The sequence below is a fragment of the Halorussus halobius genome, from assembly GCF_004765805.1.
In the GTDB taxonomy this organism is placed as follows: Archaea; Halobacteriota; Halobacteria; order Halobacteriales; family Haladaptataceae; genus Halorussus; species Halorussus halobius.
In genome coordinates, this window is the sequence record NZ_SBIU01000003.1 from 895114 (window position 1) to 908563 (window position 13450).

General features: G+C 68.4%; 12 protein-coding genes. 3 read left to right on the top strand and 9 right to left on the bottom strand.

The window, feature by feature from the left end:
• Positions 1-9 precede the first annotated feature (9 nt).
• From EPL03_RS11250 to EPL03_RS20330, 5 genes are all read right to left on the bottom strand, one after another.
• Complete coding sequence (locus tag EPL03_RS11250) at positions 10-1719, bottom strand: ABC transporter substrate-binding protein (RefSeq protein ID WP_135829398.1); 1710 nt, start codon at positions 1717-1719, stop codon at positions 10-12.
• Positions 1720-1898: 179 nt separating this feature from the next.
• Positions 1899-2051: a hypothetical protein gene (locus EPL03_RS20005; protein ID WP_168216242.1), complete on the bottom strand. Its 153-nt coding sequence runs from the start codon at positions 2049-2051 to the stop codon at positions 1899-1901.
• Positions 2052-2163: 112 nt separating this feature from the next.
• Positions 2164-3582 (bottom strand): amidohydrolase, encoded by a 1419-nt coding sequence (locus EPL03_RS11255; protein WP_135829399.1) that lies wholly within the window; start codon positions 3580-3582, stop codon positions 2164-2166.
• 111 nt (positions 3583-3693) lie between these two features.
• On the bottom strand, positions 3694-4704 hold the full coding sequence (locus EPL03_RS11260) for a YeiH family protein (RefSeq protein ID WP_210424982.1): 1011 nt from the start codon (positions 4702-4704) through the stop codon (positions 3694-3696).
• A complete protein-coding gene (locus EPL03_RS20330; RefSeq protein WP_210424961.1) occupies positions 4698-4877 on the bottom strand; it encodes a hypothetical protein in 180 nt (59 codons plus the stop codon). The genes EPL03_RS11260 and EPL03_RS20330 overlap by 7 nt, the downstream gene beginning before the upstream one ends.
• Positions 4878-5112: 235 nt before the next feature.
• On the opposite strand from EPL03_RS20330, the gene EPL03_RS11265 reads away from it, so the two are divergent.
• Positions 5113-5904 (top strand): SDR family NAD(P)-dependent oxidoreductase, encoded by a 792-nt coding sequence (locus tag EPL03_RS11265; protein ID WP_135829401.1) that lies wholly within the window; start codon positions 5113-5115, stop codon positions 5902-5904.
• 457 nt (positions 5905-6361) lie between these two features.
• Here the strand turns inward: EPL03_RS11265 and EPL03_RS11270 are convergent, their stop codons facing one another.
• Entirely contained in the window at positions 6362-7309 is a 948-nt protein-coding gene (locus EPL03_RS11270; protein ID WP_135829402.1) for an LLM class flavin-dependent oxidoreductase, read from the bottom strand.
• A 135-nt stretch (positions 7310-7444) separates the two neighbouring features.
• Between EPL03_RS11270 and EPL03_RS11275 the strand changes: the two genes are divergently transcribed.
• Positions 7445-9217 (top strand): M28 family peptidase, encoded by a 1773-nt coding sequence (locus EPL03_RS11275; protein ID WP_135829403.1) that lies wholly within the window; start codon positions 7445-7447, stop codon positions 9215-9217.
• Between the two features lie 288 nt (positions 9218-9505).
• Here the strand turns inward: EPL03_RS11275 and EPL03_RS20010 are convergent, their stop codons facing one another.
• The 3 genes from EPL03_RS20010 to EPL03_RS11285 all read right to left on the bottom strand — a co-directional run bounded on the left by EPL03_RS20010 (position 9506) and on the right by EPL03_RS11285 (position 11738).
• Positions 9506-9670 carry a hypothetical protein gene (locus EPL03_RS20010; RefSeq protein WP_168216243.1) on the bottom strand — a complete coding sequence of 55 codons (165 nt, stop codon included), beginning with the start codon at positions 9668-9670 and terminating at the stop codon, positions 9506-9508.
• On the bottom strand, positions 9667-10554 hold the full coding sequence (locus EPL03_RS11280; RefSeq protein WP_135829404.1) for a CPBP family intramembrane glutamic endopeptidase: 888 nt from the start codon (positions 10552-10554) through the stop codon (positions 9667-9669). Before EPL03_RS11280 ends, EPL03_RS20010 begins: the two co-directional genes overlap by 4 nt.
• 155 nt (positions 10555-10709) lie before the next feature.
• Positions 10710-11738, bottom strand: a complete 1029-nt coding sequence (locus EPL03_RS11285) for an LLM class flavin-dependent oxidoreductase (protein ID WP_135829405.1) — start codon at positions 11736-11738, stop codon at positions 10710-10712.
• Between the two features lie 246 nt (positions 11739-11984).
• On the opposite strand from EPL03_RS11285, the gene EPL03_RS11290 reads away from it, so the two are divergent.
• Complete coding sequence (locus tag EPL03_RS11290; RefSeq protein WP_135829406.1) at positions 11985-13217, top strand: glycosyltransferase family 2 protein; 1233 nt, start codon at positions 11985-11987, stop codon at positions 13215-13217.
• Positions 13218-13450: the final 233 nt, after the last annotated feature.

Below are 13450 nucleotides of genomic sequence, written 5' to 3' on the forward strand. Positions count from 1 at the left end.
CGGGCGGAGTTACTCCTTGGGCATCAGCAGCGTGCCGTCCTCGTTCCAGCGGTAGCCGGCCTCGAACAGCATCGTCCGGGCCTTCTCCTCGCCGCCGGTGTAGCTCGGTAGGTCGGGGTTGTGCCAGAACTCGTTGGCCGGCGGGATCGGTCCCTCGATGCTGTCGGCGCGCCCGCTGTACACGAGCTTGATGACCCGCTCCTTGTCGGTGGCGTGGGCGACCGCCTTCCGGAACGTCTTGTCGTCGAACGGCCGACGGTTGTTGTTCATGTAGATGGCCTTCCAGCCGTGCTGGCTGACGCCGTTGGCCTCGACGCTCTGGTTCTGCTGGGCGCGCTCGAACTGGCCGGGCTGGATGTTGACGACCCACGACGCGTCGCCCTTCTCGACCGTCGAGAGCGCCTGGGTCTTCCCGCCGTACTTCTTCCAGATGAACGAGTCGATGTTGAAGTCCGCGAAGTGGTCGTCGTACACGTCGAACACGACGCGGTTCGACTCCTCGAACGTGTTGACGGTGAACGGACCGCTGCCGACGTACTGCGTGTCGCTGTAGTTCTTGGGGTGTTCGAGCCCCTCCTCCTCGGGGAGACCGTCCCAGACGTGCTTGGGAAGGATGAACAGCAGCGCGAGGTTGACGCCGGTGAACGACGCCGACGCGCTCTCGAGAGTGAACCGCACGACGTTGTCGTCGACGACCTCGACCGACTCGATGGGGTCGTAGAACGACTGCATGTAGGGAACGCCCCACTCCTGGAGGAACTCGATGGTGAACACCACGTCCTCGGGGGTGACGTCCTCGCCGTCGTGCCACGTCATGTCCTCGCGGAGCGTGACGTCGAAGGTGTCGGGCTCCGGGGCGGTCCACTCGGTGGCCGCCCACGGCTGGGGCTCGCCGTTCGGACCGAGCCGGACGAGCCGGTCGTACACCATCTTCAGCCCCATCAGGTCGGCGCTCTTGGTGGGAGCCATCGGGTTGAGCGTCGCCGGGAACAGGGTGCCCGCCTTGATGGCCGGCAGGTCGCCCTGGGGTTCCATGCTCTGCAGGTTCCACACGTGGACGTAGTTCTGGTCGCCGATCTGGCTCGTGTAGTTCGACCAGTTGGCGGTGTTGGTCGCGGCCAGCGCGTCGTTCGCGAACAGGAAGACGACCGGCACGTCCTCGGCGAGAATCCGCTGGGCCTCCAGGACGAGCTCCTTGCGGGCCTCCCGGTCGGTCTCGCGCTGGGACTGCTCGACGAGCTCGTCGTACTCGGGGTTGCTGTAGTTGGGGGTGTACAGCCCGCCGTCGGTGTGGAACGCGCTCAGGAACGTGTTGGGGTCGATCCGGCTCGGCTTCCCGGACCAGCCGGCCATGTTCACGTCGTAGTCGACGTTCACCCAGTTGTCGAAAATCTGGCCCACCTGTCCGATCTGGACCTCCGCCTCCACGCCCAGCTTGTTGACCCACTGGTCGTGGAACAGCTGCGTCCACTCGTAGCGCTGGGGAAGGAGGCTCTTCGTGTAGCTCTGCATGGTGAACGACACCGGCTCGTACTCATCGAGTTCGGAGCCGGTGACGACCCGGTCCGAGTCGGGCGTCTTCTTCTGGGTCGAGTTCGCCGCCGTCGTCGTCGTCGCGTTCCCGGAGTCGTCCGACGAGTTCGAGCTGGTGCAGCCAGCGAGCCCGCCGACCGCCCCGACACCTACGCCTGCCAATAGCCTCCTGCGGTCGCGATCCATGCTAGAGGTTCTCTTAACCCCAGATTATAAATGTTCCGCAAATCCATTACTAATCCAATATAAGACACGCACACCTCCTTAAATTCATAATTCGCTTTCGCACAAAGCCTAGGAAATTTATTCTCTGCGGCTGGCGCGGGTACGCACGGGACGCCCGGCAGACGGGAGGCAGGCGAACGCTACTCGCCGCGGGCGGCCCTGCCGAGGACGTCGGCGGACTTGGCTCCGGCACCGGTGTTGCTGCCCACGACCTCGTCGTCCGCCGAGAAGCCGCCCTCCTCGGCTCGCTTCATCGCACCCGCGAGCGCCACCGCGCTGCCCGTCGATGCCACGAGTCGGGTCAGACGGACCTGCGGTAAAGTCGTTCCGGAGAATGGCTACATTTGCTCGGAGAACGCGGCAATTGGCTACGACGTTTGCGATAACTGACGGAAAAGGCGGATATTATTGACGCTCGGCGTCGACTGGCGGTTCGGTCCCCTCGGGGAGCGGCGTCTCGTAGGCCCGTCCGCCCGTCGCCTCCTCGAACTCCTCGCGGGCCTCGTCGAGGACGGTCGGGTCCTCGAGCACGTCGTACGCGCTCGCTGCCAGCACCTTCGCGGCGTACACGGCCGTCTTGGCCCCGAAGTCGCCGTTCGCGGCCACTGCCTGCCACGTGTGCGAGGGCGTCCCGACGGGCCACGCCGCGGCCCAGAACTGCGCGAGCGGCGCGATCCAGCTCACGTCGCCGACCTCGGTCGAGCCGGCGTGGACCTCGCCCGCGTCGAACGACTCCGTGGGCTCGGCGTACAGCGCGTGGTCGAGTATTTCCTCCCGTCTGTCCTCGGGGACGTCGGACATCTGGGACCGGATGGTCTCCTCGGGCAGCGTCTCCTTGAGGTCGGCCGCGAACGCCCGGTCCTCGTCGGTGAACGGGACGGCACCGATCTCCTGCATGTTCCGGTGGACGACGGCCGACAGCCGGTCGTTCGGCAGGTAGTCGTAGCAGCCGGTGACGAACTCGCGCTCGACCGACGTCTGGCTCATCGTCGCGGCGGCCTCGGCGATGTCGTCGAGCCAGTCGTTGATGCGCTCGACCTCCTCGCGGGTCGGCGCGCGGACGTAGTACCACACCGTCGCCTCCGGCGGGACGACGTTCGGCGCTTGGCCGCCGTCCTCGATGGAGTAGTGGACCCGAGCCTCGTCGGAGATGTGCTCGCGCATGTACTCGGCACCGGTGTTCATCAGCTGGACGCCGTCGAGCGCGCTCCGGCCCGACTCGGGGGAGTTCGCGGCGTGGGCTGACTCGCCCTCGAACTCGTACTTGACCGAGTTCATCGCGAGCGTCCGGGCCATGAACGGGTAGCTCGACTGGCTCGGATGCCACGTGAACGCCGCATCGAGGTCGTCGAACACGCCGGCCCGCGCCATGTACACCTTGCCGACGAGCGTCTCCTCGGCCGGACAGCCGTAGAACCGGACCGTCCCGTCGAGACTCCCGTCCGCGATGGCGCGCTTGACGGCGAGCGCGCCGCCGAGGCTCCCCACTGCGAACAGGTTGTGGCCGCAGCCGTGACCGGGGCCGCCCTCCTCGACGGGGTCGCGCTCGGCCGAAACCTGCTGGGAGAGTCCCGGCAGCGCGTCGTACTCCCCGAGGATGCCGACCGTCGACGAGCCGTCGCCGTACTCGGCCACGAACGCGGTGGGCATCCCGCCGACGCCCCGCTCGACGTCGAACCCCTCGTCTTCGAGCACGGAGATCAGTAGCTCCGCGGATTCGGTTTCTTCGAGCGCGACCTCGGGCGTCTCCCAGAGCGTCCGCGACAGCGATTCGAGGCGGTCGGCGTCCGCCGCTACCGAGTCCAGCAGTTCCGCTTTGTCCATGTCCCGCACACGCCGCGGTAAAGGCAAATAGTTTCGGGGTGAAGCCGTATTTTCCTCATCGAATCGAAGGCTGACCCGCGGAATAGGTCACGAACCTAAGCAGTTCGCGGGTCAGGCCGCCGCGAACAGCACGCTGACGACCGCCAGCGAGGCGGTCGACACCACGAGGAAGACGACGCCCATCACGCCCACCGGTCGCGGGCCGGCGTCGCGCAGGTCCTCGGTGGTAATCGAGAGCCCGAGGCCCGCGAACGCGACGAGGAACAGCCAGTGGTAGGCGTTCTCCAGCGAGGCGAGCTGGGGCTCCGAGAGGACGCCGACGTTCGCGAGGACGACCACGCCGACGAAGCCCACGAGGAACTTCGGGAACGTCGACCAGAGGTAGCCCAGCGTGGCGTCGGCGTCGTCGCCGCCCGGCCGGGCGTACAGCACCGAGTAGCCCACCGCGACCACCGCGATGAACAGGTTCCGGGTGATCTTCGTGACCGTGGCCCACTGGCCGGCGACGTCCGAGTGGGCGAACCCCGCGGCGACGACCGGGCCGGTGGAGTACATGCTCAGTCCGGCCCAGACGCCGTACACCTGCGCCGGGAGTTCGAGCAGCCCGCCGACCAGCGGGTACGCGAACACCGTCGCGGCGTCGAACAGGAGGACCGTCGCGACCGCGTAGGCGATCTGGTCCTCCTTGGCGCGGATGCTGCCCGACACCGCGATGATGGCCGAGACGCCACAGATGCTCGACCCCGCCGCGAGCAGCGACCCCAGCTTCTCGTCGAACCCGAACAGCCGGCGGGTAGACAGCTCGACCAGCAGTCCGGTGAACAGGATGGTCGCAACCACGAGCCCGACGATTCGCGGCCCAGACTCCAGCACGGCGTCGACCGACAACCTGCTGCCCATCAGCACGATGCCGGTTTCGAGCCAGAGCTTTCGGGTTTCGAGGCCGGAGTCGGCCCAGCCGGGCACGCCGACGGTGTTGGCCACGAGGATGCCGAGCGCGATGGCGACCACGAGGTGATTCACTCCGGCGACGCCCGCGAGCCAGCGGGCGACGAGGCCGACCAGTACGAGGAGGCCGACGCCCGGCAGGAGCCGGGCCAGCGTTCCGCGCACGGTCACCAGCCTATCCGGACGCCCGCCGCGGTCGTCGCGAGCACGAGACAGCCCAGCACCACGGCCTTCCAGCCGTCGTCGAGCGACGACCATCGGCCGACCAGCGCGCCGCCGACGGCTCGCCAGTCGCTGTCCCGGTTCGCGCTCGCCTCCCGTCCCGTGGTGTGTTCGGAGTCCGACATCGTGTCAATCGTTCCCGCCGCCGGGCGGTGTAATCGGGGCGCACAGACGCGGCCCGGCCGCAGCGTTCGATATTGGGACGGCACACGTATTCGACACTTATAGCTTTCGCGAGGCGCGAGAACGTGGCAGTTCTACTATATTCCCGGTTCAAATAGAGAATTAACAATTATTCAGGCGTGCTGGCTTCGATACGTAGTTTCATTGTCGCGGGGCCACCAGACGGTGACGACACCGATGACTGAATCCACAGCACTCGTGACGGGTGCGGCCAACGGAATCGGTCGAGCCATCGCAGAGCGATTCGCCCGCGGCGACCGGTACGACGCGGTCGCCTGTCTCGACGTCGACGAGGCCGTCCGCGAAGTCGCCGACGGCCTCGACGGGGGCGTCGGTCGGGTCGTCGACGTGAGCGACCACGACGCGGTCGCCGACTGCGTCGAGGAGCTCGAATCGGACCGAACCATCGACGCCGCCGTGAACAACGCGGCGGTGTCGAGCTACGCGTGGCTCGGCGACCTCGACCCCGAGGAGTGGGACCGCGTGCTCGACGTCAACCTCAAGGGCCAGTACAACGTCGCCCGTGCGGTCGGCCCGCGGATGTACGAGCGCGAGCACGGCTACGTCGTCAACGTCTCCAGCGGCGCGGGCCAGCGCGGCAGCGTCAGCGCCGGGGTCCACTACTCGGCCTCGAAGGCGGGCATACTGGGACTCACCAAGGGACTCGCCAAGCAGTTGAGTCCGCACGTCCACGTCAACGCGTTCGTCCCCGGTCTCACCGACACCGACATCGGGCAGGGCGATTCCGGCGAAAATGAAGAATCCGAGGAGGGCATCTGGACCGAGGAGGGCCGCGAGACGATGCACGACCTCATCCCGTTCGGCCGCGAGGCCGACCCCGACGAGGTCGCTCGCGTCGCGGAGTTCCTCTGCGGCGAGGGCGCGGCGTACATGACCGGGAGCGTCGTGACCGCCGACGGCGGCTCCGCGCTCGGCCCGACCCAGAACTTCCTGATGCCCGACGAGTGACTCGTACTGGTCAGAGTCGGCAGTAACACGGGCGAGGACGACTCGAAAGCCCTCGGCGGGCTCGCCACCGAAAGACGTTCCTGCTCGTCGTCGTCCGAGAGAGCACAGCTCTCTCGTGCTCACGAGAATCTCCGATTTTCGAACGACTTCGCTCCTGCGCGGGCTGTGACTTCCGAACCCTCGTTCGCTCCGCTCACGAGGAGGTCGCTCAGCGGAATATCTCGCGCCCGCAGAATTGCGGGCGCGAGATAGTGGCCTCGCTGGGACGACCACAGTAAACGCGAGCCCGTCTCGCCCGTTCAGTCCGCCCGATGAGCAAGCTCTTCCGAGCCTGCGGTCGCTACGCTCCCGCAGACGCCAGGACGGTGGCTCGATTCACCGAGCGACGGCGGGAGCTGGTCGCACGTCCCTGAACACCGTCAAATTCGGTATCCGCGAAAACGCCCGGTTTACGGCCTTACAGCTCGGGGACGACCCGCTCGGCGAACAGCTCCGCGCCGGTCGTCTCCGGGAAGTCGACGAACTCGACCACGAGCTCCTCGATGCCGAGGTCGCGGTACGGCTCGAGCTGGTCGAGGACCTCCTCGGGGGTGCCGACGAGGTGGGTCTCGTCGTCGCCGAGGTTCTCCTCGCGGAAGCGGGGCACGTCTTCGAGCAGCGCCTCGACCTCCTCGCGCGTCTCGCGAACGACGCACCGCGCGAACCACGACTTCTGTATCTCGTCGTACGGCCGGTCGTAGCGCTCGCAGTGGTCGGCCAGCACGTCCAGCTTGCGCTCGATCACGTCGGGGCTCCCCCAGTAGTTCCACGCGTCGGCGTGCTTGGCGGTGATCCGGAGGGTGAACTCCTCGCCGCCGCCCCCGACCATGATCGGCGGATGGGGGTCCTGCGTGGGCGTCGGCCGACAGAGCGCCTCGTCGAGTTCGTAGTAGTCGCCCGAGAACGAGACCTCCTCGCCGCTCCAGAGCTCCTTCATCAGCACGATGGTCTCCTCCATCTCGCGGAGGCGGTCGGGCGCGCCCGGCCAGTCGTAGCCGTACGCGGTGGCCTCGTCGGTCTTCCAGCCCGCGCCCATCCCGAGCTTGAGTCGGCCGTCGCTCACGTTGTCGAGCGTGGCCGCCGTCTTGGCGAGCAGGGGGCCGTGCCGGAGGTGGTTGTTCACGGTCTTCGGATAGAGGTACGCGTCGTCGGTGTGCTGGGCGAGCGCGGCCAGCGTCGTGAGACACTCGGTCGTCGCGCCGTTCCCGGTCATCAGGTGGTCGGGAATCGCGATCCCGTCGTAGCCGAGGTCGTCGAGGCTGGTCGCGAACGTCCGCTGGGCGTCCCAGCTGATGGTCTCGCAGTACGGCAGCGAGGAGTGTTCGGAGTCGCCCACGCTCGTCGGTACGTTGACGGCGAATTCCATACCCGTCCGTTCGTCGCCGCCGTTAAATATCAACTGTAGGCTCGATTGACAGTATCTGGGTAGAACGCCCTCCCGCGTTTCGGAGAGCGACGAAGATACGTATCCAATGGGCGGGGTCCCCCGGCGAACAAAAAGTTGAATACCCGCTCGGCTCATCCCCCGATAGAGGCGAACTTCTTGCTCGAACCAGTAGACCGCTCGACGGAACGGACGCTCCGCGACCGAATCGACCCGGCGGAGATGGCGCGACACCTCGACGCGTTCGAGGGGCTCGAACGGACCTCGGGGAGCGCCGACGAGTGGGCCGCCAGCGAATACGTGGTCGAGACGCTCGAAGAGTACGGCGTCGACGCCACGCTCCACGAGTACGAGGGACTCGTCAGCGTCCCCGAGTCGGCGACCGTCACCGCCACGACGCCGACCCGCCGACGACTGGACGCGACCACGGTGTCGTTCGGGGCGAGCACGCCGGCCCACGGCACGCACGCGCCGGTCGTCCCGGCGGACCGACTCGACTCGTCGGGCGACGTCGAGGGGCAATTCGTGTTCGCGACGGAACTGCCCAGCGCTGCGACCGTCGCGCGCGCCGAGCGGGCCGGAGCCGCGGGCGTCGTCTTCCGGTCGCCCAACGAGCACCTCTATCAGGGCATCGTCACGCCGGTCTGGGGGACGCCCAGCACCGACACGGCCGACGACGTTCCGAATCTCCCCGTGGTGGAGGTGACCCGCTCGGACGGCGACTGGCTGGCCGAGCGACTCGAAAGCGGCCCGGTCGAGGTGACCGTCGAGACGGAGGTGACGACCGAACTCGCGACGCTGCCCTGCCCGGTCGGGACCATCCCGGGCTCGGCGAGCGACCGGTACTTCCTCGTGGGCAACCACGTCGACTCGTGGTTCGAGGGGATGACCGACAACGCGACCGCGATGGCCGCCACGCTCGAAATCGCGCGGGTGTTCGCCGAGCGCGACGAGCCCCCGAAGCGCGGGCTCGCGTTCGGCTTCTGGTCGGCCCACTCGACCGGCCGGTACGCCGGCAGCGCGTGGTACGCCGACGACAACTGGCTCGACCTCCGCGAGAACGGGGTGGCGTACCTCCACCTCGATTTGCCGGGGCTGACGGGCGCGGACAGCGTCTGGTACCAGGGGATGGCCGAACTCGAAGCCGAGCACCGCGACGCCATCCGGGAGGCGACGGACCTGCCCGCCAGAGACGCCGACGAGAGCTTCCTCGGGGGTACGGACCGCCCGGCCCGCAACTCAGACCAGTCGTTCTGGGGCGCGGGCCTGTCGTCGCTGCTCTCGGGAGCCCGGCTCGCCCCCGGCACGGAGGAGGGCGGCCCCATCGGCGGCGGCTGGTGGTGGCACACGCCCGAGGACACCCGCGACAAGGTCGACCTCGACGTGCTGGTCGAGGAGACCAAGCTCTACCTCACGCTGGCCGCCCGCGTCTGCGAGTCGCCGGTGTTGCCCCACGACTTCAGGGCGACGGTCGGCGACGTCGAGGCCGCGCTCGACGAGATCGAGTCGGCGGCGGCCGGTGAGTTCTCGTTGGGCGACGTGCGCTCGGACCTCGCCGAACTGGCGTCCGCGCTCGACCGCGCCTACGAGGTCGTCGACGAGCGCGCCGGCGACGACCCGGCTCTGGCGGCCGCGACCGCCGACCTGCAGGTCGAACTCGGCAACGTCCTGAATCCCGCGCTGTACATGGAGTCGCCCGAGTACGAGCACGAGCCCCGCCAGCCCCACCGACAGCTCCCGTACCTCCGGCTCGCCGAGGACCTCCCGGAACTGACCGGCCGCAGGCGACGCTTCGCCGAGACGAAGCTCCGCCGCGGGCGGACGAAGCTCGCCCACCGCATCCGCCGGGCCACCGGGGCGACCGAGCGGTTCCTCGACTCCCACGAGTAGCGCCGGGATTCCCGTCGGTCGGTCCCGCTCGCGGCGCTCACGGCGTCGGATTCCCGTGCCGACCGAGCACCGTCGCCGGCGCGGTCGCGAGTTCGAAGGCGGGCGAACCGCGTCCCGGCGCAGTGGCCCGGCCCGCCGGTACACGGGACGGAGGCGTACTCCCGGCGCGTCCTCTCTCGTCCACCGACCGGGGTCGAGGTCTCGGGGTCGGTCCGGACGGGTTCGTCGCGGTGGCGCACCCACTGCGGGATGGTCAGTTGCGCGCCGGCCGGGTCGTATCCGCCGAGGTCACCGCTCTCCCGCGTCGCGGTCGGCCGTCCACACCGACGGGGAGAGCCGGAGCGGCTCCCTGAGGCCCTTGCGAACCTGCGCCAGTGGCTCGGCGTCGAGCAGGCCGTCGTCCACGACCGCGTCGACCCCCTCGGCCGCCGCCAGCGAGCCCTCGACCCTCACCCGTCCGCAGCGGCCGCGTCGCGCCCCGACGAGGCGGGCGCGTCCCCGCGAGCGAACTCGCGGGTGAGAGCGGGCGCTCCCGAGTAGGCGATGGCGAGCGCGGCGAGGCCGAACGCGAGGACGCCGGCGGCACCGACGGGGCTGGCGACCAGTTCCGAGAGGACCGCGTCGTCGGTCACGGCGTACGCGACGACGAGGCCGGCGGAGCCGTTGAACACGCCGTGGAGCAACGTCGCCGCCAGCACCGACTCCGCGCGGACGGTCAGGTACGTGTACACCGGGGAGAACGCGACGCAGGCGACGATTATCGCGCCGACGCCGACTACCGGGAACGAGGGGTAGTTGTAGCCGGCGACGATTATCGGGGCGTGCCAGACGCCCCAGAGCGCCCCGATGGCCAGCGAGGCCCGCCAGAAGCCCAGCGGCGCGAGCTCCCACAGGAGGTAGCCCCGCCAGCCGAACTCCTCGCCGAACGCCACGACCGCGTTGAGGGTCGCCCCGAGCGCGAGCGCGACGCCGAGGGTCGCGACCACGCCGAGCGCGCCCGACGGAATCGGGACGCCGGCGACGGGGTCGACGGTCAGGTCGAGACCGATGCCCGGAATCGCCACCGACAGGGCGAGCGCGAGGACGACGAGCGGAATCGCGGTCACGGCCCCCGCGAGGAGCCACCGGGGGCGGCCGAGACGTAACCCGACGGTCGACAGCGGGACGTCCCAGCGCAGACAGACCGCGAGGCCGGCGACCAGCGGGGAGAACATGTAGACGGGGGCCAGCGCGACCGGGCTCACGCCGGCCGCTCGGGCGACGAGGAGGAGGGCCGCCGCCGCGAGCGCCAACACGCCGACGAACAGGCCGAGACGGGTGCCGTCCGGGCTACGCATCGGAACCACCCGCCGGGAGCGGTCTCGACGGGTCGCGGCCGGGCTCGGCAGTACGAGCGGAGCAGTCGTTGGGACGCATGAGTGGCGATTGTCCTGTCGAACTAATAAGTAATTCGGAGATACACGTCACGGCCGGTCCGAACGGGAGGTCGCTCTCACCGGGTCGACAGCCCGACGCCCTCGGCCAGCAGTTCGTGCGAGCGGAGCGCGTCCTCGTGGTCGGCGACGACGTGCTGGACCATCACCTCGTCGACGCCGACCCGGTCGGCGAGCTGGTCGAACAGGCCGGCGAGCGTCTCGGGACTGCCGGAGATGGCTCGTGGCCACTCGTCGGAATCGAGCGTGGCCGGCGTGGGGTCGGGCACGCCGCCGAGTTCGTCGATGGCTTCCTCGACCGACGGCGTGGTGCCGGTCTCCCCGCGCTGCAGCCGCTGGAACGACGCCTCGGCGACCGCGCGGAGCCGCGCGGCCTCCTCGTCGGTCTCGGCGCAGACCGCGTTCACCGCGACCATGCCCTCGGGCTCGTCGACGCCGCCGGCCAGTCCCGACGGCTCGAACTGCTCGCGGTACTCCTCGAACGAGTGGGCGGCGAACTGGGGCCGGATGAACGCCGCGAAGCAGTATCGCAGCCCGAGTTCGGCCGCGATGGCCGCGCTGGAGGGGCTCGACCCCAGCACCCACGGCACCGGCACGTCGGCACCCGAGCGGGGAATCGTCAGGTCGCTGTACGGGTGGTCGTCGGGATAGCCGTCGTAGAGGTGGTTCGCGACCGCCTCGATCTTCTCGGCGTGGTCCTCGTCGGGGTTCTGGACGCGCCGCTTCGTCTCCAGCGCGCGGTCGGCGGCCGGCGAGCCGTTGGCCCGACCCAGTCCGGCGTCGATTCGGCCGGGCGCGAGCGCGTCCAGCGCGCCGAACTGCTCGGCGACCTTGAACGGGCTGTAGTGGTTGAGCAACACCGCGCCGGAGCCGAGCCGAATCGAGTCGGTCTCGGCCGCGAGGTGGCCCAGCAGCACCTCGGGGGAGGTTCCGGCGATGCGGTCGGCCATCGCGTGGTGTTCGGCTACCCAGAACCGGGAGTAGCCGAGTCGTTCGGCCTGCTTGGCGGCTTCGACGGTGTTCGCGTAGGCCTCGGTCGCGGTCCCGTCCTCGGGGACCGGCGAGAGGTCAACGACGGAGAGTTTCACGTTCGAAATCGGGGTCTGGGAGGGATAACGGTTTGGTCGGCGGCGATTGGCCCCGGAACGACCTCGCCGGGCGGAACCGGATGGGGCGGATTCGACGCCGGCACGGTCGTAAACCCGCCCCGCGAAATGCGGGACGTCACTCGCTACCGGACAGACCGGCGTGGCTATCTCGTGACGTGACACCGACGACCAGGCTCGCGCGAACGAACCGCCAGAGATAGGCCGGTCGAATGATTGGCTTCGGACATGTCCGGATGGGCGTCGCCGCAAGCCGTTCTAGCCGTTCTACTGTGGACTGCACTTGCCGTGTACGGCTTTTCGACCGTTTGGTGGCTTATCGAAACGTTCGTTCTCTCGCACGAGTGGGAGTCGGACGAGACAGACGCGTGGGGGTTGGACGATATCCAGGTTCGGGTCCTCACTATCGACGCCGAGCGGGTCGTGCAACGGACAGTCGACGCGATACCCGACGAACTCACCGACGTTCGCGTCATTGCCGAAACGGACGTCGCTATCGACGGCGCGACAGTCCACACCGTCCCGGAGGAGTTCACCTGCGAGGCGACCAACAAGGGACGCGCCGTCGAGTGGGCGCGGCGCAACGTGGACTGCGACAAGGAATACGTCCTCTACCTCGACGAGGACACCATCGTCACGGACTTGACCGGGGTTCCGGACGCTGACTTCGTGCAGTTCACCGAGAAGCCGATATACACCGGCTCCCGGCTGACGTATCTCTGCGAGGTGTTCCGGACGGGCTACCAGTTCGAGCAGCTCGGATTTCATCGACTGACGTATCCGCTGTACGCGTGGGGCGGCGGGTTCGCAATCCGTCATGAGATCGAGCAGGAGGTCGGATGGAACGTTGCGACGATTACCGAGGACACGAACCTGATCTGGCGTGCCGCAAAACGGTACGACCTCGACTACCAGCTCGTCGACAGCCGCTTCCGGAATCAGGCACCCCCGTCGGTCAGGTCGATGCTCAAACAGCGGCGTCGATGGATGAGTGGAACCATCAGGGACGACCGCCTGCTCCCGGCGTCGTACCGGCCCCTTTATCTCACCCGCGTCGTCGCGTGGGCGTTCTCCCCGTTCGTTCCCCTCCTCGCGGTCGCGTCGTATCTGCTGCCGGGTACTGCACCCGGCGTCGAACTGTACGGCCTGATTTCGACGGCGCTACTGGGTATCCTGTTCGTGTACATGTTCCTGGGCGTCATCGCGTATCGGAAGCATCCGATGCTCTGGCCCGTGTTCCTGCTCCTGACGCCGCTGGCCGTAGTGGTCCACGCGGGCGGTGCGCTGTGGGGAGTGATCCGGCCCGTCGAGGAGTTCGAGGTGACCGAGAAAGTCACCGCCGAAACCATCGAAGCGGCCAACCGGAGTCTCGACGAGGGCGACCTCCGGAACCACGACGGGACGAAGCGGTTGCTCCGCGAATCGAGCGACGAGTTCGAGACGCACGTCTTCGACGAGTGAGCGTCGGGCGCGTTTGCCACCTGCGTTCGACCCCTCGCGGTCGCTCCTCGTATTGCGTCGCGGGGAGAAGTGGGCCGGCGCGAATTCGAATCGAGCGAGACTCGCTACGCTCGTCTCGCGTACTCTCGTTCGCTTCGCTCACGAGAACGCGGTTACGGATCGAGCGTTCCAAACGATTTCGCGGGTCCTGCCGGGCATGCGGCCCTCCGGGCCGTTCCGGGCGGGCTTCCACC

What these genes read in the sequence shown, in the direction of transcription:
- EPL03_RS11250 (WP_135829398.1), bottom strand. Translation starts at nt 1,719, where the DNA reads ATGGATCGCGACCGCAGGAGGCTATTGGCAGGCGTAGGTGTCGGGGCG.
- EPL03_RS11255 (WP_135829399.1), bottom strand. Translation starts at nt 3,582, where the DNA reads ATGGACAAAGCGGAACTGCTGGACTCGGTAGCGGCGGACGCCGACCGC.
- EPL03_RS20330 (WP_210424961.1), bottom strand. Translation starts at nt 4,877, where the DNA reads ATGTCGGACTCCGAACACACCACGGGACGGGAGGCGAGCGCGAACCGG.
- EPL03_RS11265 (WP_135829401.1), top strand. Translation starts at nt 5,113, where the DNA reads ATGACTGAATCCACAGCACTCGTGACGGGTGCGGCCAACGGAATCGGT.
- EPL03_RS11270 (WP_135829402.1), bottom strand. Translation starts at nt 7,309, where the DNA reads ATGGAATTCGCCGTCAACGTACCGACGAGCGTGGGCGACTCCGAACAC.
- EPL03_RS11280 (WP_135829404.1), bottom strand. Translation starts at nt 10,554, where the DNA reads ATGCGTAGCCCGGACGGCACCCGTCTCGGCCTGTTCGTCGGCGTGTTG.
- EPL03_RS11290 (WP_135829406.1), top strand. Translation starts at nt 11,985, where the DNA reads ATGTCCGGATGGGCGTCGCCGCAAGCCGTTCTAGCCGTTCTACTGTGG.